This is a genomic window from Streptomyces sp. NPDC003943 (assembly GCF_053605265.1).
Window position 1 is genome coordinate 1 of the sequence record NZ_JBSGIW010000052.1, and the last position, 20891, is coordinate 20891.

General features: G+C 72.6%; 21 protein-coding genes. 9 read left to right on the forward strand and 12 right to left on the reverse strand.

Annotation, left to right across the window (positions count from 1 at the left end):
• The 6 genes from ACWEV0_RS21440 to ACWEV0_RS21465 all read right to left on the reverse strand — a co-directional run.
• Positions 1–1321 (reverse strand): serine/threonine-protein kinase (locus ACWEV0_RS21440; RefSeq protein WP_453150960.1); only part of this gene is annotated, 1321 nt, incomplete at its 3' end.
• 99 nt (positions 1322–1420) lie between these two features.
• The gene (locus tag ACWEV0_RS21445) at positions 1421–2710 is read right to left on the reverse strand and encodes a DUF6986 family protein (RefSeq protein WP_453150961.1); all 1290 of its coding nucleotides are present in this window, start codon (positions 2708–2710) and stop codon (positions 1421–1423) included.
• Positions 2711–2895: 185 nt separating this feature from the next.
• On the reverse strand, positions 2896–3858 hold the full coding sequence (locus ACWEV0_RS21450; RefSeq protein WP_453150963.1) for an electron transfer flavoprotein subunit alpha/FixB family protein: 963 nt from the start codon (positions 3856–3858) through the stop codon (positions 2896–2898).
• A 57-nt stretch (positions 3859–3915) separates the two neighbouring features.
• Positions 3916–4701 carry an electron transfer flavoprotein subunit beta/FixA family protein gene (locus ACWEV0_RS21455; RefSeq protein WP_453150964.1) on the reverse strand — a complete coding sequence of 262 codons (786 nt, stop codon included), beginning with the start codon at positions 4699–4701 and terminating at the stop codon, positions 3916–3918.
• Positions 4702–4910: 209 nt separating this feature from the next.
• Positions 4911–5468: a flavin reductase family protein gene (locus ACWEV0_RS21460; RefSeq protein WP_453151001.1), complete on the reverse strand. Its 558-nt coding sequence runs from the start codon at positions 5466–5468 to the stop codon at positions 4911–4913.
• A gap of 233 nt (positions 5469–5701) precedes the next feature.
• The gene (locus ACWEV0_RS21465) at positions 5702–6013 is read right to left on the reverse strand and encodes a TlpA family protein disulfide reductase (protein ID WP_403788928.1); all 312 of its coding nucleotides are present in this window, start codon (positions 6011–6013) and stop codon (positions 5702–5704) included.
• A 238-nt stretch (positions 6014–6251) separates the two neighbouring features.
• Between ACWEV0_RS21465 and ACWEV0_RS21470 the strand changes: the two genes are divergently transcribed.
• Positions 6252–6986, forward strand: a complete 735-nt coding sequence (locus tag ACWEV0_RS21470; protein ID WP_453150965.1) for a lysophospholipid acyltransferase family protein — start codon at positions 6252–6254, stop codon at positions 6984–6986.
• Between the two features lie 165 nt (positions 6987–7151).
• Here the strand turns inward: ACWEV0_RS21470 and ACWEV0_RS21475 are convergent, their stop codons facing one another.
• Genes ACWEV0_RS21475 through ACWEV0_RS21485 form a run of 3 tightly spaced genes read right to left on the reverse strand, consistent with a single transcriptional unit; the run spans position 7152 to position 10422 of the window.
• Positions 7152–8231 carry a threonine aldolase family protein gene (locus ACWEV0_RS21475; protein WP_453151002.1) on the reverse strand — a complete coding sequence of 360 codons (1080 nt, stop codon included), beginning with the start codon at positions 8229–8231 and terminating at the stop codon, positions 7152–7154.
• On the reverse strand, positions 8228–8989 hold the full coding sequence (locus tag ACWEV0_RS21480) for an SDR family NAD(P)-dependent oxidoreductase (protein ID WP_453150966.1): 762 nt from the start codon (positions 8987–8989) through the stop codon (positions 8228–8230). The genes ACWEV0_RS21475 and ACWEV0_RS21480 overlap by 4 nt, the downstream gene beginning before the upstream one ends.
• A 32-nt stretch (positions 8990–9021) precedes the next feature.
• Positions 9022–10422, reverse strand: a complete 1401-nt coding sequence (locus tag ACWEV0_RS21485) for a DUF6421 family protein (protein ID WP_453150967.1) — start codon at positions 10420–10422, stop codon at positions 9022–9024.
• Positions 10423–10679: 257 nt separating this feature from the next.
• Between ACWEV0_RS21485 and ACWEV0_RS21490 the strand changes: the two genes are divergently transcribed.
• Positions 10680–11363 carry a glycerophosphodiester phosphodiesterase gene (locus ACWEV0_RS21490; RefSeq protein ID WP_453150969.1) on the forward strand — a complete coding sequence of 228 codons (684 nt, stop codon included), beginning with the start codon at positions 10680–10682 and terminating at the stop codon, positions 11361–11363.
• Positions 11364–11423: 60 nt separating this feature from the next.
• Here the strand turns inward: ACWEV0_RS21490 and ACWEV0_RS21495 are convergent, their stop codons facing one another.
• Positions 11424–11972 (reverse strand): GNAT family N-acetyltransferase, encoded by a 549-nt coding sequence (locus ACWEV0_RS21495; protein WP_453150970.1) that lies wholly within the window; start codon positions 11970–11972, stop codon positions 11424–11426.
• Between the two features lie 172 nt (positions 11973–12144).
• On the opposite strand from ACWEV0_RS21495, the gene ACWEV0_RS21500 reads away from it, so the two are divergent.
• The 4 genes from ACWEV0_RS21500 (at position 12145) to ACWEV0_RS21515 (ending at position 15369) form a co-directional block, all read left to right on the forward strand.
• Positions 12145–12747, forward strand: a complete 603-nt coding sequence (locus ACWEV0_RS21500; RefSeq protein ID WP_453150971.1) for a DUF5134 domain-containing protein — start codon at positions 12145–12147, stop codon at positions 12745–12747.
• A 106-nt stretch (positions 12748–12853) separates the two neighbouring features.
• On the forward strand, positions 12854–13792 hold the full coding sequence (locus ACWEV0_RS21505) for a M56 family metallopeptidase (protein WP_453150972.1): 939 nt from the start codon (positions 12854–12856) through the stop codon (positions 13790–13792).
• Positions 13793–13848: 56 nt separating this feature from the next.
• The gene (locus tag ACWEV0_RS21510; RefSeq protein ID WP_453150974.1) at positions 13849–14547 is read left to right on the forward strand and encodes a phosphatase PAP2 family protein; all 699 of its coding nucleotides are present in this window, start codon (positions 13849–13851) and stop codon (positions 14545–14547) included.
• Between the two features lie 129 nt (positions 14548–14676).
• Positions 14677–15369, forward strand: coding sequence for a TetR/AcrR family transcriptional regulator (locus tag ACWEV0_RS21515; protein WP_453150975.1), 693 nt, complete (start codon positions 14677–14679; stop codon positions 15367–15369).
• On the opposite strand, the gene ACWEV0_RS21520 is transcribed toward ACWEV0_RS21515, so the two are convergent.
• The gene (locus ACWEV0_RS21520) at positions 15309–16778 is read right to left on the reverse strand and encodes an LVIVD repeat-containing protein (RefSeq protein ID WP_453151004.1); all 1470 of its coding nucleotides are present in this window, start codon (positions 16776–16778) and stop codon (positions 15309–15311) included. The two genes, ACWEV0_RS21515 and ACWEV0_RS21520, sit on opposite strands and share 61 nt — an antisense overlap.
• A 186-nt stretch (positions 16779–16964) precedes the next feature.
• On the opposite strand from ACWEV0_RS21520, the gene ACWEV0_RS21525 reads away from it, so the two are divergent.
• Entirely contained in the window at positions 16965–17681 is a 717-nt protein-coding gene (locus ACWEV0_RS21525; protein WP_453150976.1) for a DUF305 domain-containing protein, read from the forward strand.
• 107 nt (positions 17682–17788) lie between these two features.
• Positions 17789–19132, forward strand: a complete 1344-nt coding sequence (locus ACWEV0_RS21530; RefSeq protein ID WP_453150977.1) for an FAD-dependent oxidoreductase — start codon at positions 17789–17791, stop codon at positions 19130–19132.
• A 147-nt stretch (positions 19133–19279) separates the two neighbouring features.
• Here ACWEV0_RS21530 and ACWEV0_RS21535 read toward each other — a convergent pair whose 3' ends face one another.
• The gene (locus tag ACWEV0_RS21535; protein ID WP_453150978.1) at positions 19280–19642 is read right to left on the reverse strand and encodes an ArsR/SmtB family transcription factor; all 363 of its coding nucleotides are present in this window, start codon (positions 19640–19642) and stop codon (positions 19280–19282) included.
• Positions 19643–19793: 151 nt separating this feature from the next.
• Here ACWEV0_RS21535 and ACWEV0_RS21540 point away from each other — a divergent pair, with 151 nt between their 5' ends.
• Entirely contained in the window at positions 19794–20879 is a 1086-nt protein-coding gene (locus ACWEV0_RS21540; RefSeq protein ID WP_453150979.1) for an NADH:flavin oxidoreductase/NADH oxidase, read from the forward strand.
• Positions 20880–20891: the final 12 nt, after the last annotated feature.

The following is a 20891-nucleotide window of genomic DNA, read 5'->3' on the forward strand; positions in this document are numbered from 1 at the left end:
AGGAGATCCAGATCCCGCCGGGCCCGCGTCTGGGCAGCGCCGGCTGGCCGGTCCCGTACGGCCCGCCGTACGAGCCGGGCTCGGCGCCCGACGACCCCGGTGCGGCGTGCGGCGCACCGGCCCCCGCGGCCCCGTACTCGCGGTCGTACGCGGACGCCCCCATGTCACCCGGGCTCGCCGCTCCCGGCCCCGGCCCGAACGGCCCGGGGCTGCCCGGAAGACCGGCCCCGGCGGCTTCCGAGGGTGCCGGCATCCCGTACTCCCCGCCGTAGCCGCTCGTCCCCGGACCGCCCGGGCCCGCCATGCCCTCGGCACCGGGGGCGTACGGCCCAGCCCCACCTGGAGTGCCGAACACCGGAGCCGACGCCCCCGACGGGGGCCCGAAGCCTCCGCTCGGTGCCCCCGCCGGCCCCGGCCCGTACGACGCCCCGCCGTCCGGCGCCCCCACCGGCGGTCCGAAGGCTCCGCCCGAGGCCTTGCCCTGCGCCCCCTCCGTCACCGCGGCCACTAGCCTCGCCGCCTCCGCCGCGTCCGGGCGCGCCGCCGGGTCCTTGTCCAGGAGGCGGGCGAGGACCGGGGCCAGCTCGCCCGCGCGGGTCGCGGGGGGCAGCGGGTCCGTGACGATGGCCGCGAGGGTCGACCAGGTGGAGGTGCGGCGGAAGGGGGTGGTGCCCTCGACGGCGGCGTAGAGGGTGGCGCCGAGGGCCCAGACGTCGGCGGCGGGGGCCGGCGGGGCGCCCTGGGCGCGTTCCGGGGAGAGGAAGTCGAGGGAGCCGATGATGTCGCCGCTCGCGGTGAGGCGGGCGGAGGCGCCGTCGGCGGGGTCCTCCAGGGCGGCGATGCCGAAGTCGGTGAGGACGACGCGACCCGAGCGTTCGAGGAGGATGTTGCCGGGCTTGACGTCCCGGTGCGTCACGCCGGCCGCGTGGGCGGCGGCGAGGGCTTCGAGGACGCGGGCGCCGATGCGGGCGGCCTCGGCCGGGGCGAGCGGGCCCCGGTCGGCGAGGATGTCGTCCAGCGAGCGCCCGTCGACGAGTTCCATGACGATGACCGGCCGGCCCTCGTGTTCGGTGACGTCGTGGACGGCGACGACCCCGGGATGGCGGACCCGGGCGGCGGCGCGGGCCTCGCGCTGCATGCGCAGGCGCATGGCGGCGAGTTCGGCGGCCGCCGTGTCCGTGTAGGTGCGGAGCTCCTTGACGGCCACCTCGCGGCCGAGGACCTCGTCGACGGCCTGCCAGACGACTCCCATGCCGCCGCGGCCGAGTTGACGCACCACTCTGTAGCGGCCCGCGAGCCGCCCGTTCTCCCCCGAAGACACCGCTGCCCCGTTCCCTGTCGAGCTCGACGATCTTGTGAACTCGTCCAGGGTACGGGGCAGTTGGCGGAAAATTGACCGTTTGGGCCCGGCGGGGCGGTCCTAGCGCTCGGTCGCCGTGAGGTCGCCGCGGCGCGGGGCGGCGAAGCGGTCGAGGTCGGCGCGGGTGAGCCCGGTGAGGGCGTCGACCTCGGCCGTGTCCAGGGCGCCGCAGTCGATGCCGCGCAGCAGGTAGGAGGAGAGGGCCTTGGCCGTGGCGGGCTCGTCCATGACGTCGCCGCCGGCGTGGTTGGCGTACGCGGAGAGGCGCTTGGCGGCGGCCTCGAAGCCCTCGCGGTAGAAGGCGAAGACGGCCGCGTAGCGGGTCGGAATGTGGCCGGGATGCATGTCCCAGCCCTGGTAGTAGGCGCGGCCGAGGGCGCGGCGGGTGAGGCCGTAGTGGAGCTTCCACGCCTCGTGGACGTGGGCGGTGGGGCCGACCGGCAGGACGTTGGTGGAGCCGTCGGAGACGCGGACGCCGGTGCCGGCGGCCGCGACCTGCATGATCGCCTTGGCGTGGTCGGCGGCCGGGTGGTCGCTGGCCTGGTAGGCGGCGGAGACGCCGAGGCAGGCGCTGTAGTCGAAGGTGCCGTAGTGCAGGCCGGTGGCGCGGCCCTCGGCGGCGTCGATCATGCGGGCGACGGTGGCGGTGCCGTCGGCGGCGAGGATGGCCTGGCTGGTCTCGATCTGGATCTCGAAGCCGAGGCGGCCGGCCTCGAGGCCGTGCGCCTTCTCGAAGGCTTCGAGGAGCCGGACGAAGGCGGTGACCTGCTCGGGGTAGGTGACCTTGGGGAGGGTGAGGACGAGGCCGTCGGGCAGGCCGCCGTGCTCCATGAGGCCGGTGAGGAAGACGTCGGTGGTGCGGATGCCGCGGTCGCGTACGGCGGCCTCCATGCACTTCATGCGGATGCCCATGTACGGGGCGGCGGAGAGGTCCGCGTACGCCTCGCTGATGATGCGGGCGGCGCGGGCCGCGTCGTGGTCCTCGTCCGTACCGGCGTAGCCGTCCTCGAAGTCGACGCGGAGGTCCTCGATGGGCTCGCGCTCCAGCTTGGCGCGTACGCGGCCGTAGACGTCCTCGGCGAGCTCGTCGGCGAGGCCGAGGACGCGGGCGAAGGTGTCGGCGTCGGGGGCGTGCTCGTCGAGGGCGGCCAGGGCCTGGTCGCCCCAGGAGCGGATGGTTCCGGCGTCGAAGGCGTTGCCCGGGACGTAGACCGTGTGGACGGGCTGGCGGGTGCCGGGGTCTCCCGGGTAGCGACGGTCCAGCTCGGCGTCCACGGTGGCGAGGGAGGCGCTGATGCCCTCGCTGACCGCGCCCGCGAGGCTCGTCGACACCTTCTCCTGCTGACCCATCCCACATCCTCCTGTTTTCCGCTGCACGGAATCAACAATCCGTATAGCGAAGTTAATCGTCGGTCCGGATCCGCGTCAATGGGTGTCCGAGGGGTGTCCGACGCGTGTCGGACCAGGTCGGAAACGGCCGGGGGCCGCGCGGTGAAGATCACCACGCGGCCCCCGGACCGGAACGGAACAGCAGATCAGCCCTTGCGAGCCTGGATCTCCTGGGTCAGCTGCGGCACGACGTCGAAGAGGTCGCCCACCACGCCGTAGTCGACGAGGTCGAAGATCGGCGCCTCGGCGTCCTTGTTGATCGCGACGATCGTCTTCGAGGTCTGCATGCCCGCGCGGTGCTGGATCGCGCCGGAGATGCCGGAGGCGATGTACAGCTGCGGCGAGACCGACTTGCCGGTCTGGCCGACCTGGTTGGAGTGCGGGTACCAGCCGGCGTCGACGGCGGCGCGGGAGGCGCCGACGGCGGCACCGAGCGAGTCGGCGAGCGCCTCGATGACGCCGAAGTTCTCGGCACCGTTGACGCCACGGCCGCCGGAGACCACGATCGCGGCCTCGGTCAGCTCCGGGCGGCCGGTCGACTCGCGCGGGGTGCGGGCGGTGATCTTGGTGCCGTGCGCCTTCTCCGAGAAGGAGACGGCGAGGGCCTCGACCGCGCCGGCGGCCGGAGCGGCCTCGACGGGAGCCGAGTTCGGCTTGACCGTGATGACCGGGGTGCCCTTGGAGACACGGGACTTGGTGGTGAACGAGGCGGCGAACGCGGACTGCGTCGCGACCGGGCCCTCGGCACCGGCCTCCAGGTCCACGGCGTCGGTGATGATGCCGGAACCGATGCGGACGGCGAGGCGGGCGGCGATCTCCTTGCCCTCGGCGGAGGACGGGACGAGCACGGCGGCCGGCGACACGGCCTCGTACGCGGCCTGGAGGGCCTCCACCTTCGGGACGACGAGGTAGTCGGCGAACTCGGCGGCCTCGGCCGTCAGGACGCGGGTGGCACCGTGCTCGGCGAGCACGGCGGCGGTGTCGGCGGCGCCGTTGCCGAGCGCGACGGCGACCGGCTCGCCGAGGCGGCGGGCCAGGGTCAGCAGCTCCAGGGTGGGCTTGCGGACGGCTCCGTCGACGTGGTCGACGTAGACGAGAATCTCAGCCATGGGACTTCAATCTCCTGCGAACGAAGAGGGGGCGGGTCTGGTGGGCTCGCGCGAGCCTTAGATGAACTTCTGGCTCGCGAGGAACTCGGCCAGCTGCTTGCCGCCCTCGCCCTCGTCCGTCACGATCGTGCCCTTGCTGCGCGCCGGACGCTCGTTCGCCGAGTCGACCGCGGTCCAGGCACCCTCCAGGCCGACCTCGTCGGCCTCGATGTCGAGGTCGGAGAGGTCCAGGGACTCCACCGGCTTCTTCTTGGCGGCCATGATGCCCTTGAAGGACGGGTAGCGGGCCTCGCCCGACTGGTCCGTCACGGAGACGACGGCCGGGAGGGACGCCTCCAGCTGCTCGGAGGCGGTGTCGCCGTCGCGGCGGCCCTTCACCACACCGTCCTCGACGGAGACCTGGGAGAGCAGGGTGACCTGCGGGACGCCCAGGCGCTCGGCCAGGATCGCCGGGAGGACACCCATGGTGCCGTCGGTGGAGGCCATGCCGGCGATGACCAGGTCGTAGCCGGTCTTCTCGATGGCCTTGGCGAGCACCAGCGAGGTGCCCATGACGTCGGTGCCGTGCAGGTCGTCGTCCTCGACGTGGACGGCCTTGTCGGCGCCCATGGACAGCGCCTTGCGCAGGGCGTCCTTGGCGTCCTCCGGGCCGACCGTCAGCACGGTGACCTCGGCCTCGTCCGCCTCCTCGGCGATCTGCAGGGCCTGCTCGACCGCGTACTCGTCGAGCTCCGAAAGGAGGCCGTCGACGTCCTCGCGGTCGACCGTCAGGTCGTCGGCGAACTTCCGGTCGCCAGTGGCGTCCGGCACGTACTTCACACAGACAACGATCCTCAAGCTCACGCCGGCTCTCCTACTGCATCGTCATAACTGGGCTGCGTTGCTGCTCGCAGCATAGGCGCCTGAAGGGCGGGTTTCCGGTCGGGGCCGGGCCTTGCGGCCCGCGCCCCGAGCGAAATATTACTCGCCAGTACACCCAGTTCGTTACCGCTGAGCAAGCGCTCAGCCATGTGACCTTGCCAACGCCGCCGAGCGGGCCCGTACGGGAACTCTCAGTCGCGCAGCGCGTTGAAGCGCCCCTGGTGGTACAGGAGCGGACGGCCCACGCCGTCCGGGTCGCCGGCGACGGCCTGCGCGATGACGATCCGGTGGTCCCCGGCCGGGATGCGGGCGACCACGCGGCACACCAGCCAGGCGAGCACGCCGTCGAGGACGGGGACGCCCTCGGGGCCGCGGCTCCAGCGGGTGGGCGCGCCGAAGCGGTCGGCGCCGCTGCGGGCGAAGGTGGCGGCCAGCTCCTGCTGGTGCTCGCCGAGGATGTGGACGCCGATGTGCTCGGCCTCGGCCACCACGGGCCAGCTGGACGAGCCGGTGCCCACGCCGAAGGAGATCAGCGGCGGTTCGGCGGCGACGGAGTTGAGGGAGGTGGCGGTGAAGCCGACCGGCCGGTCCCCGTGGGCGGTGATCACGGCGACGCCGGCGGCGTGCTGCCGGAAGACGGAGCGCAGCAGGTCGGGCGAGCCGGTGCGGGGGGCGCCGATGGTGGGCACGGCCGGAGCGGCCGGGGCACCGGGTATCGGGGTACCGGGTACGGAGGTGAGGTCGGACATCGTCGGGAGCGTACGGAGCTCGGGCGAGACCGTCATGGAGTTGTCCTTCTGCGGGAGCGGCGGGAGAGGGGTCGCGGGTTCGTCAGACACCCGGACAGCGCGCGCTCGCGGTGCGGCCGAGGTCCACATGGACCCGGCCGTAGAGAAGGAGTTCTGGAGCCATTACGCCAGACTGGCGATCGTTGACGTGTGCAGTCAAGTGCGTATTGGCATGTGGGAGAAGTGTCACGGCGTCAGACGGCCCGGCCCAGGGCGGCGATGACGTCGGCCTTCCGGGGCTGGCCCGCGGCCCGGCGGACGATCCGGCCCGCCCGGTCGAGGACGAGCACCGTGGGCGTACGGACGATGCCGAGCGCGCGGACGAGATCGAGCCGCTCCTCGGCGTCGATCTCGACGTGGCCGACGCCGTCGACCAGGGCCGCCACGTCGGCGAGGGTCCGGCGGGTGGCCCGGCAGGGCTGGCAGAAGGCGGTGGAGAACTGGACCAGGGTGGCCCGCTCCCCCAGCTCGGCGCCCAGCTCCGCCGCGCCCAGGACCTCCGTCATCGCGCCCGCCCCTTCTCGTCCTTCCACACGAGGTGCAGCGTCCCACGGAGACGTTCGATTCCCGCACGCCGGTCCCACCGCCGAACACCGGGAGTGACGAGAATCTCCCCGTACGAAGGCGTCTGGACTGGTCACGAGCCCCCACATGCGGCACGATCTGCCCAAAGCCGAAAACCTACGGCCGCGTAACTTCGCCGGGAGAACCCTCCCAAGGCACAGACGAAAGGGTTCCTCCCAGATGGCAGAGCTCGTCTATCGGCCGGTCATCGGCGCCGCTCTCACCATGTTCAAGGCGCTGGACCTGAAGATCGACACTCAGGGTTCGGAGCACATCCCGCGCCAGGGCGGCGCGGTCCTGGTGAGCAACCACATCAGCTACCTGGACTTCATCTTCACCGGTCTGGCCGCACTGCCGCAGAAGCGTCTGGTGCGCTTCATGGCGAAGGAATCGGTGTTCCGGCACAAGGTGTCGGGTCCGCTGATGCGCGCGATGAAGCACATCCCGGTGGACCGCGCCCAGGGCGAGCACGCCTACCAGCACGCCCTCAGCGCGCTGCGCTCGGGCGAGATCGTCGGCGTGTTCCCCGAGGCGACGATCTCGCAGTCGTTCACGCTGAAGAGCTTCAAGTCGGGAGCGGCGCGGCTCGCGCAGGAGGCCGGCGTGCCGCTCATCCCGATGGCGCTGTGGGGCACCCAGCGGATCTGGACCAAGGGCAAGCCGCGCAACTTCAGGCGCAGCCACATCCCGGTGACGATCCGGGTCGGCGAGCCGATGGAGGCGCCGGCCGACCAGTACGCGGGGGCGATCACCCGGCGGCTGCGCGGGCGCGTCCAGGAACTCCTGGAGGCGGCGCAGCGGGCGTACCCCGTGCGGCCCAAGGACGCGGACGACACCTGGTGGGTGCCGGCCCACCTCGGGGGCACGGCGCCGACGCCGGAGGAGCTCAAGGCCGCCGAGAAGGCCGAGCAGTAGGCGTCACAGCTCCCTGGTGAACGTCTGCCGGAGGCGGGGCCGGTCGGGGGCGACCCGGCCGGCCTCGCCGGCGGCGAACGCGAGAGCATGAAAAATGCGGCCGGACGGAAGTCGGTGACTTTCCGTCCGGCCGCATTGCCATGTCGTCATACGGTGATCGAGTGGCTAGCGCGCCATCTCTTCCTTCAGCGCCTGGAGGAAGGCGTCGACGTCTTCCTCCGTGGTGTCGAAGGAGCACATCCAGCGCACGTCGCCGGCCTTCTCGTCCCAGAAGTAGAAGCGGAAACGCTCCTGCAGCCGTCGGCTGACCTCGTGCGGAAGCCGCGCGAAGACCGCGTTCGCCTGCACCGGGTAGAGGATCTCCACGCCGTCCACGCCCCGCACGCCGGCCGCGAGGCGCCGGGCCATCGCGTTGGCGTGACTGGCGTTGCGCAGCCACAGGTCCTTGGCGAGCAGCGCCTCCAGCTGGACCGACACGAAGCGCATCTTGGAGGCGAGCTGCATGGACAGCTTGCGCAGGTGCTTCATGTGGCTGACCGCGTCCGGGTTGAGGACGACCACGGCCTCGCCGAACATCATGCCGTTCTTGGTGCCGCCGTACGAGATGACGTCGACGCCGACCGCGTTGGTGAACGCCCGCATCGGCACGTTCAGGGACGCGGCCGCGTTGGCTATCCGGGCGCCGTCGAGGTGCACCTTCATGCCCTTGGAGTGGGCGTGCTCCACGATGGCCCGGATCTCGTCGACCGTGTAGACGGTGCCGAGCTCGGTGTTCTGGGTGATCGAGACGACCTGGGGCATCGCCCGGTGCTCGTCCTCCCAGCCCCAGGCCTGCCGGTCGATCAGCTCGGGGGTGAGCTTGCCGTCCGGGGTGGGCACGGTGAGCAGCTTGAGGCCGCCCATCCGCTCGGGGGCGCCGCCCTCGTCCACGTTGATGTGGGCGGTCTCGGCGCAGATCACCGCGCCCCAGCGGTCGGTGAGCGCCTGCAGCGCGGTCACGTTCGCCCCGGTCCCGTTGAAGACCGGGAAGGCCTCCGCCGTGGGACCGAAGTGGCTGTGCATGATCCGCTGCAGGTGATCGGTGTACTGGTCCTCGCCGTAGGCGACCTGGTGGCCGCCGTTGGCGAGGGCGATGGCCGCGAGGACCTCCGGGTGGACGCCGGCGTAGTTGTCGCTGGCGAAGCCCCGGACCGACGGGTCGTGGTGACGACGGGCGTCGGTCCTGGGGCCCAGGGCCGAGGTCACGGCTTGGGGGTCAGCCACAGGCGCTGTCCATTCACTTCCTGTGCGGGCTCGTCCCAGAGTCCGGCGATGGCGTCGGCCAGTTCCTTGACGTCGGTGAAGCCCGCGAACTTCGCATTCGGGCGCTCGGCGCGCATGGCGTCGTGCACCAGTGCCTTGATCACCAGGATGGCAGCCGCCGCCTGCGGGCCGTCGTCGCCCCCCAGTTTGCGGAACGAGTCCGCCATGGCGAGGGTCCACGCCTCGGCCGCCGCCTTGCCCGCGTTGTACGCGGCGTTGTTGGCCTGCGGCTTGTGCGCGCCGACCTGGCTGACCAGGGCGTAGCGGCCGCGGCCGCCGCTGCGCAGCAGGCCGTCGTGGAAGGCGAGGGAGGTGTGCTGGACCGTGCGGATCAGCAGCTTCTCCAGGAAGTCCCAGTCCTTGAGGTCGGTCTCGGCGAAGGACTGGCTGCCGCGCCAGCCGCCGACCAGGTGGACCAGGCCGTCGATCCGGCCGAACTCCTTCTCGGTCTTCGACGCCCACTCCCGGGTGGCGCCGAGGTCGAGGAGGTCGACGGTGTCGCCGATGACCCGGGCGCCGCCGTGGGCGTAGCGGGCGGCGTCGACCGCCTCCGCGAGCCGCGCCGGGTCGGCGTCGGACGCGACGACGGTTGCGCCCGCCTCGGCGAGCCGCAGGAGGGTGGCACGGCCCGCGGGGCCGGCCGCGCCCGCGACCGCGATGACGGCGCCGTCCAGCGGTCCGCCGTTTCCGTTGGCGTTCATGGGCGTCTCCTCCGTGTGCTGCGCAGCCTCGGTCACGCGGCGGCCCGCTCGGGCATGTCGGCGGCGGTGATGCCCTTGGTGTCGGCGATCACGCCCTTCATCTTCTTGGAGAGGGCCTCAAAGAACATGCTGAGCGGAAACTCGTCCGGAAGCACGTCGTCGACGAGCTTGCGCGGCGGGAGCGAGGTGTCGAGGGCGTCGGGGCCCTTCGCCCACTTCGAGCCCGGGTGCGGGGCGAGGTAGGTGGAGACGAACTCGTACGCCTTGAACCAGTGCACGAGCTTCGGACGGTCGATGCCGTCGCGGTAGAGGGTCTCGATCTCGGAGCAGAGGCGGTTGGTGACCTCGGGGGCGCGCTCCCAGTCGATGGAGAGGACGTTGTCCGTCCAGCGCACCACGTCGTTCTTGTGGAGGTACGCGAAGAGGAGCTGGCCGCCCAGACCGTCGTAGTTGCGGTTGCGGTCGCCGGTGAGCGGGAAGCGGAACATGCGGTCGAAGAGGACCGCGTACTGCACGTCACGGCCGTGCTCGTTGCCCTCGGACTCCAGCTTCACGGCCTCCTTGAAGGCGGTGAGGTCGCAGCGGAGCTCCTCCAGGCCGTACATCCAGAAGGGCTGGCGCTGCTTGATCATGAAGGGGTCGAAGGGCAGGTCGCCGCGGCTGTGGGCACGGTCGTGGACCAGGTCCCAGAGCACGAACGCCTGCTCGCAGCGCTTCTGGTCGCCGAGCATGGCGGCGATGTCCGCCGGCAGCTTCAGGCCGAGGGTGTCGACGGCGGCCTCGGTCACCTTGCGGAAGCGGGCGGCCTCGCGGTCGCAGAAGATGCCGCCCCAGGTGAAGCGCTCGGGGACCTCGCGGACGGCGACGGTCTCCGGGAAGAGGACGGCCGAGTTGGTGTCGTACCCGGCGGTGAAGTCCTCGAAGGTGATGCCGCAGAAGCCCGGGTTGTCGTAGCGGGTCGCCTCGAGCTCGGAGAGCCACTCGGGCCAGACCATGCGCAGCACGACGGCCTCGAAGTTGCGGTCCGGGTTGCCGTTCTGCGTGTACATCGGGAAGAGCACGAGGTGCTGCAGCCCGTCGGCACGGCCGGCGGCCGGGTGGAACTCCATGAGGGAGTCCAGGAAGTCCGGGACCTCGAAGCCGCCCTCGACCCACTTCCGCAGGTCGGCGACGAGCGCGCGGTGGTACGCGACGTCGTGCGCGACCAGCGGGGAGAGCTGCTCGACCGCGGCGACGAGGCGCTCCACGGTCTGCTCGGCCCGTGCGCGGGTCGGGGCGCCGTCGGCCGCGAAGTCGATGGAGCCGTCCGTGCTCTGCCAGGGGCGGAGCTCCTCCACGGCATTCTTGAGCTCGGGCCAGGCAGGGTGGTCGATCACCGGAGCGTCGGCGGATATCCCCCCACCGGTCACGTCCTGCACAAGAATTTCCGTCATGCCTCTTCCTCCACAGGAGAACCTTGCGTCAACACAGCGTATGCATGGCGGGATCTCGCCCACAAGTAGGGGAGGGAAAAATTCTTCTGTGGACCCCTGCCGTGACCGATAAATTTCCTGTGCGGCGGGGTTTGAGGCCGAGAAATCCGGGGTTCCGCGCGGCGTCTTCCTGTTCGGCGCCCAGTCGTTAGGCTGCGCCCGAGCCGTAACCGCCCCCGGCGGCGCCGGGAGCGGACGACGACGGAAGCGAGAAGATCTTGAGTTTCCTCACCATCGGTCACCGCGGAGTCATGGGCGTCGCGCCCGAGAACACCCTGCGCTCCTTCGTCCTCGCCGAGCAGGCGGGCATGGACGTCATCGAACTCGACCTCCACCTCAGCAAGGACGGCGCCCTCGTCGTCATGCACGACGCCGACGTGGACCGCACCACCGACGGCAGCGGGCCGATCGCCGCGAAGACGCTCGCCGAGCTGCGCGAGCTGGACGCCGGGGAAGGGGAGCGGGTGCCCGTCTTCGAGGAGGTCCTGGCCGCGGTCGGCGCGCCGATCCAGGCCGAGATCAAGGACGTCGGCGCGGCCCGGGCTCTCGCCGCGGTGCTGAACGAGCGGGAACTGACCGGACGGGTGGAGGTGCTGTCCTTCCACGACGAGGCCCTGGCGGAGATCCGCGAGCTGGTCCCGGGCGCGCGCACCGCGCTCGTCGCCGACCGGCGGCAGGACGAGGTGGTGCCGCGCGCGCTCGCCGTCGGGGCCACGGCGCTGGTGCTCAACATCCGCCACGTCACCCAGGACACCGTGGAGCGGGCGCACGCGGCGGGGCTGCGGGTGGTCGGCTGGGTGGTGAACACCCAGGAGGACCTGCGCCTGGCGCGCGCCCTCGGGCTCGACGGGGCGACCACGGACCGGCCGGAGATCCGGCGCACGGGCCGCTTCACGGCCTAGGGCCCGTCCGGTGGCCCCGGCCATGATCCGCCGGACAGGGCCTGGGTCACCGGGTGCGGCTCAGACGAGGTCCTTGACCAGGAGCTCGAACTGCAGGTCGTCGCGCTGCGGCACACCGAAGCGGTCGTCGCCGTACGGGAAGGGGCTCATCCGGCCCGTACGGCGGTAGCCGCGGCGCTCGTACCAGGCGATCAGCTCCTCGCGCACCGAGATCACCGTCATGTGCATCTCGCGCACGTCCCACAGCTCGCGGACCCGGCGCTCGGCCTCGGCGATGATCTGCCGGCCGAGACCGGCGCCCTGGAGCTCGGGGCGGACCGCGAACATGCCGAAGTAGGCGGCCTCGCCGCGGTGCTCCAGCTGGCAGCAGGCCACCAGCGCGCCCTCCCGCTCGACCACCAGGAGCCGGCTGCCCGGGGTGGTGATGACCTCGGTGACGCCCTGCGGGTCGGTGCGCTGGCCCTGGAGGATGTCCGCCTCGGTGGTCCAGCCGGCCCGGCTGGAGTCGCCCCGGTAGGCCGACTCGACGAGCGGGACGAGCGCCGGGACGTCGTCGAGGACGGCCTCGCGGTAGTTGAGCGTGCCGGTGAGGTGGGCGGCGGTGTCCATGCGGTACGGGTCTCCCCTCGGGCGCGGGCGATCGGCGGACGCGATCGCCCCCGAGCCTAACGCGCGCCCCGCACTCCCCCCTCGTACACCTGTGCGCGCCCGTGCGCTCGCGTGGGTCCGGCGGGGCCGGGCATGCATGGCGGTGAGGACCGCGAGGAGGGGGGTGTGCGGCGTGCACGGACCGGCGCTGTCGGGCTGGCTGCTGGTGGCGCTGTGCGCCGCGAGCGGGGCGTACTGCCTGCTGCGGATGCGGACCGGCGGCTCCGCCGAGGAGCGCAGGGCGGCCGGGGCCGAGGCCGTGATGGGTTTCGGGATGGCGCTGATGGCGCTGCCCGCGGCCGTGCTGACCCCGCCGGAGTGGAGCTGGGTGGTGTACGCGGTGGTGTTCGGCTGCGCGGCGCTGCTCGGCCTGCGCACGGCGGTGCTGCGCCGGGGGCACCATCTGCATCATCTGGTGGGCTCGTTGGCGATGGTCTACATGGCGGTGGCGATGGCCGCCGGGCCGGAAGGGCCGGGCGGGCACGGGGCACACGGGGAGCACGGTGCGGGTCACGGCGGCGCGGTCGTCGCGACCGGGGGCATACCCGTGCTGACGGGGGTGCTGCTCGCGTACTTCGGTGTGTACGTGCTGCGTTCGGGCGCGCGCCTCGTTCCGGTGACGGGGTCGCCGGGCGCGGGGGGCGCGGCGCGCGGGACCGGCGCGGGCGCCGAGCTGACGCTGGTGTGCCGGCTGTCGATGGGGCTGGCGATGCTGGCGATGCTGCTCGCGCTCTGAGCGGACCGGCGGTCGGGCGCACCGGCCCCGCGGCCGAACCGTGGCGTGCGTCACTTGGTCCGCAAGCCCGTACCCCCGCACGGCACCCCGCTCATAGGGTGGCGCCATGTCGGTCTCCCTCGCGCTGCTCACGCTCGGCGTCCTGACCTCCGCCGTCGCCCCGCGGCTTCTGGCGCGGGCCGACTGGGTGGAGCGGGAACCGGTGGTGGCGCTGTGGGTGTGGCAGTGCGTCGTGGCGGCGGTGCTGCTGAGCTTCGCGCTGGCGATGACGTTCAGCGCGGCCGCGGCCTGGCAGGCCGTGCGCGGCCAGGTCTTCGCGCCCGCGCCGAGCGCCGTGGTCGAGGCGTACGAGCTGGGCACCGACCGGCCTTGGTCGGCGGTGCTCGCCGTGCTGCTCGCCGCGGGCGGGGTGTGGACGGGAGCGATGCTGGGCCGGGAGATCGGCCGGGCGCGGGCCCGCCGCAGGCGGCGGCGCGGCGAACTCCTGGTGCGGGCACCGCTGTTGCCCGGCGAGGAGCCGTCCGGCAGCGCGCGTCTGGTGGTCCTGGAGGGTGACCGGGCGGACGCCTGGTGGCTGCCCGGCGGGACGCCGCGCCTGGTCATCACGACGGCCGCGCTGCGCCGGCTCAAGGGCCGTCAGCTCGACGCGGTGCTCGCGCACGAGCAGGGGCACGCCCGGGCGCGGCACGACTGGCTGCTGCACTGTTCGGCGGCGCTCGCCGAGGGTTTCCCCGGGGTTCCGGTCTTCGCCGCCTTCCGCGGCGAGATGCACCGTCTGGTGGAGCTGGCGGCGGACGACGTGGCCTCGCGCCGCTTCGGCCGGCTGACCGTCGCCCTGGCGCTCGTGGAACTCAACGAGGACCGCGGCGTCTTCGGCCCGGGCCCGGCCCCGGACGCCGATCTGCCGCAGCGCGTCAACCGCCTGCTGACCGCGACGCCCCGGCTCACCGCCGCCCGCCGCCTCCGGCTGACCGCGGCGGCGGCCCTGGTGCCGGTGGTCCCGGTGCTCATCGCCTTCGTGCCGGCCCTGCGGGCACTCGGCTAGCCGCCCCCGGGCATGCCGGTCGGCGGCGCGCGGGTGGTGTCCGGCAGGATCAGCGCATGCGCATCTCCGCCGCCGTGTCGGGCGCCCTGGCCGTGCTGTTGCTGGTCCTCGTCGCCGTGGGCTGGTCACCGCTGCTCTCGGTGGACCGGGACGTGACCGAGGCACTGCACCACCACGCGGTGGCGCACCCCGGGTTCACCCACGTCAACCGGATCCTGACCGACTGGGTCTGGGACCCGTGGACGATGCGCGCGCTGGCCGCGCTGGCGGTGGGGGTGCTGTGGTGGCGGCGGGAGCGCCGGCTCGCGCTGTGGGTGGCGGTGACGGTCGTCGTGGCCTGGGGCCTTCAGCAGGGCCTGAAGTCCGCCGTCGGGCGGCCGCGGCCGAGCTGGCCGGATCCGGTGGACTCGGCGCGCTTCGCGGCCTTCCCGTCCGGGCACGCCATGACGGCGACGGTCGTCTGCGGGCTGCTGCTGTGGGTGCTCGCGCTGCACTGGCGGGAGACGTGGTGGGGCTGGGGCACGCTCACGGGCGTGGCCCTGGTGTCGGTCGTCGGGGTGGGCTGGACCCGGGTCTATCTCGGCGTGCACTGGCCGTCGGACGTGGTGGCCGGGTGGCTGTTCGGCTGGGTCTGCGTGGCCGTGGCGATCATCACGTACCGGCGCGGGGAGCGGCGTAGGGCCCCCGGTCCGCGGCCCCGCCCGGGCCCCACGGACAGAACGGACACCGGAGGCAGAATGGGAGAAACGACATGAAGCTGTCTGTCCTGGACGATCCCCCGCGTCGCCCAGAACAGACGGCAGGTCCCGCCTTCGGCCACAGGGGCACGACGACAGGACGCGCTGAGTATATTGGCTGCAAGCCAGTCAACGCAGGAGTCCAGCATGTCCCCGCGTAGCGCATCGGTCAACGAAGAACTTCGTCGGCGCTCCCGCGAGCGGATCCTGCAGGCCACGGTGGAGCTGGTGGCCGAGCGCGGATACGAGGCGACGACCCTCGGCGACATCGCGGCGCGCGCCGGATCGGCGCGCGGACTGATCTCGTACTACTTCCCCGGCAAGCGGCAGCTGCTGCAGTCCGCGGTGCACCGGCTGATGCACCGCACGCTGGAGGAGGCCCTGGAGCGCGAGCCGCGCACCGAGGACGGCCGGGAGCGCCTCGCGCGGGCGATCGACGCGATCCTCGGGCTCGCCGAGGAGCAGCCGGTGCTCATGCGGACGCACATGGCCGGCATCCTCCAGGCCGAGGGCTTCGTGCAGTGCCCCGAGCAGCAGCGGCTCGCCGCGCTCCTGCGCGACACCGTCGAGCGCTACGGCTCGGCGGACGTGGACGCCGAGTACCCGCTGCTGCGGGCGCTGCTGATGGGCGCGGTCTTCGCCGTGCTGCTGCCCGGCGCGCCGATGCCGACGTCGCGGCTGCGGGCGGAGCTGTTCCAGCGGTACGGGCTCGACTGGGAGCGCGGCGTGCCGCCGGGCGGTGGTCCGCCCGACGGCATGCCGTTGATCCCCGAACCCGCTCAGTCCTCGGAGTCGCCCGAGGCGTCCGAGCCCGCGGAGCGGTCGAAGTCCTTGAAGTAGTCCGGCTGTGTCTGGACGTTGAGCTCGTCCATCCGGACCCGGGCCGCCTTGTCCGTGCGCTTGTCGCTCAGCTTCAGGACGTCGAAGCCCTTGGCGATGTCGTTCGAGTAGATGTAGCCGTTGTAGTAGTAGGCGGACCAGGAGCCGCCGATGGCGAGGTGGTCCGCGGAGACCGGGCCGCGCTCGAAGTACGCGATCTCGTGCGGCCGCCGGGAGTCGGTGAAGTCCCAGACGGAGACGCCGCCCTGGTACCACGCCTGGACCATGAGGTCCTTGCCCTTGACCGGGATGAGCGCGCCGTTGTGGGCGACGCAGTTCTCGGTGTCGGCCTGGTGGCGCGCGATCTTGAAGTAGCTGCGGAAGACCAGCCGGCGCCCGTCCCCCTTGCCGACGATGTCGTAGATGCCGTCCGCGCCGCGGTTCGGGCCGACGGTCGTGCTGCAGGTGGCCGCGCCGCCGCCGCCGAGCTCGTCGGTGAAGACGACCTTGTCGGCCTTCTGGTTGAAGGTCGCGGAGTGCCAGAACGAGAAGTTGACGTTGTCCTCGACCTGGTCGATGACCCGCGGGTGCTCCGGGTCCTTGATGTCGAAGAGGATGCCGTCACCCATGCAGGCGCCGGCCGCGAGGTCCTCGCTCGGCAGCACGGTGATGTCGTGGCAGCCGGTGGTCTTGGAGACGCCCGGGTTGGTGGGCGCGCCGGGGTTGCCGCCGCCGTCCGGGCCGTCGCCCGGGAAGAGGACGGGGAAGTTCACGACCCGGGCCTGCTCGGGCGCGTGGCGCGGGACCTTGATCACGGAGATGCCGTCGTGCGGGGGCTGGCAGTCCGGGAAGGCGGCGTTGGGCGAGTACGAGGAGACGTAGACGTACACGTCGTCGCGCTTGGGCACCAGGGTGTGCGTGTGCGAGCCGCAGTTCGTCTCGACGGAGGCGACGTACTTCGGGTTGGCGATGTCGCTGATGTCGAAGATCTTCATGCCCTCCCAGGACTCCTTGACCGAGGCGGGCTGGGGCACGCTGGCGCAGGAGTTGTCGCTGCGGGAGGAGTCGGTGGAGAGGAAGAGGAGGTTGCCGGAGACGGACACGTCGTTCTGGGAGCCGGGACACAGCACCTGAGCGACCGTCCGGGGCGACTTCGGGTCGCTGATGTCGAAGATCCGGAAGCCGTCGTAGTTGCCGGCGAAGGCGTACCTGCCCTGGAAGGCCAGGTCGGAGTTGATCCCCTTGAGGGCGTCCTTGGGGATGTTGACGAGGTGTTCGATGTTGGCGCTGTGGACGATCTCGTCCACGCCGGGTATCTCGCCGTTCGTGATGGCGGCGCGGGCCCCGGCGGCCTGCTCGGAGGTGACGGTCTGCTGGGCCGGGCTGTCGCCCGGGTCGGGGGTGGCGGCCGCGGGTCCGGCGACGAGCATGCTGACCAGCAGGCCGGCCGCGGCGGTTGCCACGCCGAGGCGTCTGGTCCTTGCGCGCGGGGTACTCGTGGTACGCAACGAAGGTCACTCCGTCCTCTGTGAGATCCGTTCATGCCTGAACGCTCGATGGACCCCGGCAGTATCTTCCTTAGCGTGCACATCTCAACAGATGGCAACAGAGAAGTAATGAACTTTCCTCGAAACACCGCCCCGCACACCGCCCCGCTGTCCGTGGAGGTCGCGTTGTTGAACCGCCGCCGTGTCCGTGGATCCCTCGCCGTGGCGCTCTCCGCCGTCGCCGTACTCGCCCTCGGCGCCTGCGAGTCGGAGCAGGAGGCATCCAAGTCGGCTCCGAGGTCCGTGAGTTCGAGCGGCCCGGCGGTGATCGCGCCGGGCCGGCCCGGCGAGCCCGCCAAGCGCGTCTCGCCGGAGGAGGCGGCCCGGCTGATGCCCGACGAGCGGCCCAACGGCGCCGACTTCCGTTACGTGCAGATGATGATCGAGCACCACCGGCAGGCGCTCACGATGACCGCGCTCGTCCCGCAGCGGGCCGGGTCCCCCAAGGTGAAGAAGGTCGCCGAGCGGATCGCGGCCGCGCAGGGGCCGGAGATCGGCGCGATGGAGGGCTGGCTGAAGAGCAACGGCGGCCCGCGCCCGCAGTCCGGGCACGACCACCACACCATGCCGGGCATGGCGACCGACGCCCAGCTCGCCGAGCTGCGCGCCGCCCGGGGCGGGGACTTCGACACGCTCTTCCTCAAACTGATGACCGCCCACCACGAGGGCGCGGTGACGATGGCCGCGGAGGTGCTGAGCCAGGGCAACAACGTGCTCGTGGAGGAGATGGCGAACGACGTGATCGCGCAGCAGACGGCGGAGATCGACCGGATGCGGTCGCTGTAGCCGCCCCGCCGGGGGCGCGGGAGCGGTGACGCCCACTCCCCCGGCGGGCCGCCCGGTGCCATGCTGGAGGTCACCGGAAGGCACTTCCCACCGGAAGGGGCGCGTCCGTGTTGCGAGTCGCCGTCGTCGGCGCCGGACCCAGCGGCGTCTACACCGCCCAGGCGCTGGTCGGGCAGAGCGCCGTGCCCGGGATCCGGGTCGACGTACTGGACCGGCTGCCCTGCCCGTACGGTCTGGTGCGGTACGGGGTCGCGCCCGACCACGAGAAGATCAAGTCGCTGCAGGGCAACCTCCGTACGGTCCTGGAGGACGAGCGGATCACGTTCCTCGGCGACGTGGAGGTCGGGGCGCGCGGCCTCACCCCGGCCCGGCTCCTGGAGCTGTACCACGCGGTCGTCTACTGCGTCGGCGCCGCTCGCGACCGGCGGCTCGGGATTCCGGGCGAGGACCTCGACGGCAGCTTCTCGGCCACCGGGTTCGTCTCCTGGTACAGCGCCCACCCGGACGCCGTGCACCAGCGCTTCTGCCTCGACCGGCCGGGCGCCGTGGTGATCGGGGCGGGGAACGTGGCCGTGGACGTGACCCGGCTGCTGCTCCGGCGGGCCGAGGAGCTGCGCCCCACGGACATCCCGCAGGGCGCGCTCACGGCGCTCGCCGCGAGCGGGGTGCGCGAGGTGCACATGGTGGCGCGCCGGGGGCCCGCGCAGGCCCGGTTCACCACCAAGGAGCTGCGCGAACTCGGCGCGCTTCCGGACACCCGCGTCCTGGTCGACCCGGCCGAGCTCGCCCTCGACCCGGCCTGGGCCGATCCGTCCGGCCTGCCGGCCGTGAACCGGCGCAATCTGGAGGTGGTACGGGGGTGGGCGGCGGACCCGGGCAGCGGCGCGGGCGCGCGCTCGGTGCGGCTGCGGTTCTTCCTGCGGCCGGTGGAGATCCTCGGCACGGACGGCCGGGTCACGGCGGTGCGCTTCGAGCGCACGGAGCCGGACGGGACGGGCGGGATCCGGGGCACGGGGCGGTACGAGGAGATTCCGGCCGGGCTCGTGCTGCGGGCGGTCGGCTACCGGGGCGTCCCGCTGCCCGGGCTGCCGTTCGACCCGGCGCGGGGCACGGTCCCTCACGAGGCGGGCCGGGTGCTGCGGGACGGGGCGCCGTCGCCCGGCGAGTACGTGGCGGGCTGGATCAAGCGCGGCCCGACCGGCGTGATCGGCACCAACCGCCCGTGCGCCAAGGAGACGGCCGCCTCGCTGCTCGCCGACGCGGACCTCCTCGCCCGCCGGCCGGTGGTGCCCGACCCGGTGGAAGCCCTGCGCAAGCTCGGCCACGAGCCGGTGGAGTGGCACGGCTGGCTGGCCATCGAGCGGGCCGAGGCGGCGCTCGGGGGCACGCTCGGCCGGGGCCCGGTGAAGATCCCGGACTGGGCGGGGCTGCGGGAAGCGGCGCGGCGGTAGTGGGTGCCGGCCTGGTGGGGACGCCGGGCGGCGCGGCGATAGGGGCGCCGACCTGGCAGGCACGCAGGGCGGCGCGGCGGTAGGAGTGCCGACCTGGCGCGCACGCAGGGCGGCGCGGCTTCGGGGGATCGCGGCGCTGCTACGGGGCTAGGCGCCGGGGGTCTCGGCCCGGCGGCCGGCCTGGGACTCGGCGGCGGCGAGGACCGTGTCGAGGAGGCCGGGGAAGAGCGCGTCGAGGTCGTCGCGGCGGAGCATGTTGAGCTTGGCGGTGCCGCGGTAGAGCTGCCGGACGACGCCGCTCTCGCGGAGCACGCGGAAGTGGTGGGTGCTGGTCGACTTGGTGACCGGGAGCTCGAAGTACGAGCAGGCGAACGCGTCCGCCGTGCCGCGGGCCATGTCGCGCACGATCCGCAGCCGCACCGGGTCGGAGAGCGCGTGCAGCACGGCCTCGATCCGGATCTCCTCGCGTGCGGGGTGCTCCAGGACCCGGGGGTTGGTCGCGGTCGTCACGGCGGCGGCTCCACGGATCTCGGGACGGGCTCGGGGCTCTCGGGCAGGGACTTCGACCATTGTACGAGAATCCTCGTAGTTTGACAGGCGCCGTACTACGACGAGTATCGTACGAGTGCATCCGAACCCGGCACGTCCAACGGAGTCCGCCATGAGCGCCGCCCTCTTCGAGCCCTATACCCTCAGGTCCGTCACCGCACCGAACCGCGTCTGGATGGCCCCGATGTGCCAGTACTCGGCGGAGCCGACGGGCCCGGGCGCGGGCGTCGCGGGCGACTGGCACTTCGCGCACTACGCGGCCCGCGCCACCGGCGGCGCCGGACTGATCCTGCTGGAGGCCACGGCCGTCTCCCCCGAGGGCCGGATCAGCCCTTACGACCTCGGCATCTGGGACGACGCCCAGATCGAGGGCCTGCGCCGGATCACCGACTTCCTCACTGCGCACGGGACCGTTCCGGGCATCCAGATCGGACATGCAGGCCGCAAGGCGGCCACCCACCGCCCCTGGGAGGGCAGCGGTCCGGTCGACCCCGACGGCGGCCTGGCCTGGCAGCCGGTCGGCCCGAGCCCGGTCGCGTTCGACGACCGGCACGTCGTCCCGGCCGAGCTCTCGGTCGGGCAGATCCACGAGATCACCGCGCAGTTCGCGGCCGCCGCGCGCCGCGCCCTCGCCGCCGGCTTCAAGGTCGTGGAGGTGCACGGCGCCCACGGGTATCTGATCGGCCAGTTCCTCTCCCCGTTCAGCAACCGCCGCACCGACGCCTACGGCGGCTCCTTCGAGAACCGCACCCGCCTCGCCCTGGAGGTCGTCGACGCCGTGCGCGCCGAATGGCCGGAGGAGCTGCCGCTCTTCTTCCGCATCTCGGCCACCGACTGGCTGGAGGAGCAGGGCTGGACGGCCGACGAGACCGTGCGACTGGCCGCGCTCCTGCGCGAGCACGGCGTCGACCTGCTCGACGTCTCCACCGGCGGCAACGGCGGCCCGGCCCGGATCCCGGTCGCCCCCGGCTACCAGGTGCCCTTCGCCGCCCGGGTGCGGGCCGAGGCCGGCCTCGCCGTCGCGGCCGTCGGTCTGATCACGGAGAGCGAGCAGGCCGAGAAGATCCTCGCGAACGGCGAGGCGGACGCCGTGCTGCTCGGCCGCGAACTGCTGCGCGACCCGTCCTGGCCGCGTCGCGCGGCGCGCGAGCTGGGCGCGGACGTCGTCGCCCCGCGGCAGTACGCCCGGGCCTACTGAGCCCCGTCACCG

Coding starts and splice junctions, on each gene's coding strand:
- ACWEV0_RS21445 (WP_453150961.1), bottom strand. CDS start 2,710: ATGGGTCAGCAGGAGAAGGTGTCGACGAGCCTCGCGGGCGCGGTCAGC.
- ACWEV0_RS21450 (WP_453150963.1), bottom strand. CDS start 3,858: ATGGCTGAGATTCTCGTCTACGTCGACCACGTCGACGGAGCCGTCCGC.
- ACWEV0_RS21460 (WP_453151001.1), bottom strand. CDS start 5,468: ATGTCCGACCTCACCTCCGTACCCGGTACCCCGATACCCGGTGCCCCG.
- ACWEV0_RS21465 (WP_403788928.1), bottom strand. CDS start 6,013: ATGACGGAGGTCCTGGGCGCGGCGGAGCTGGGCGCCGAGCTGGGGGAG.
- ACWEV0_RS21470 (WP_453150965.1), top strand. CDS start 6,252: ATGGCAGAGCTCGTCTATCGGCCGGTCATCGGCGCCGCTCTCACCATG.
- ACWEV0_RS21480 (WP_453150966.1), bottom strand. CDS start 8,989: ATGAACGCCAACGGAAACGGCGGACCGCTGGACGGCGCCGTCATCGCG.
- ACWEV0_RS21485 (WP_453150967.1), bottom strand. CDS start 10,422: ATGACGGAAATTCTTGTGCAGGACGTGACCGGTGGGGGGATATCCGCC.
- ACWEV0_RS21495 (WP_453150970.1), bottom strand. CDS start 11,972: ATGGACACCGCCGCCCACCTCACCGGCACGCTCAACTACCGCGAGGCC.
- ACWEV0_RS21505 (WP_453150972.1), top strand. CDS start 12,854: ATGTCGGTCTCCCTCGCGCTGCTCACGCTCGGCGTCCTGACCTCCGCC.
- ACWEV0_RS21510 (WP_453150974.1), top strand. CDS start 13,849: ATGCGCATCTCCGCCGCCGTGTCGGGCGCCCTGGCCGTGCTGTTGCTG.
- ACWEV0_RS21515 (WP_453150975.1), top strand. CDS start 14,677: ATGTCCCCGCGTAGCGCATCGGTCAACGAAGAACTTCGTCGGCGCTCC.
- ACWEV0_RS21520 (WP_453151004.1), bottom strand. CDS start 16,778: ATGCTCGTCGCCGGACCCGCGGCCGCCACCCCCGACCCGGGCGACAGC.
- ACWEV0_RS21525 (WP_453150976.1), top strand. CDS start 16,965: ATGAACTTTCCTCGAAACACCGCCCCGCACACCGCCCCGCTGTCCGTG.
- ACWEV0_RS21540 (WP_453150979.1), top strand. CDS start 19,794: ATGAGCGCCGCCCTCTTCGAGCCCTATACCCTCAGGTCCGTCACCGCA.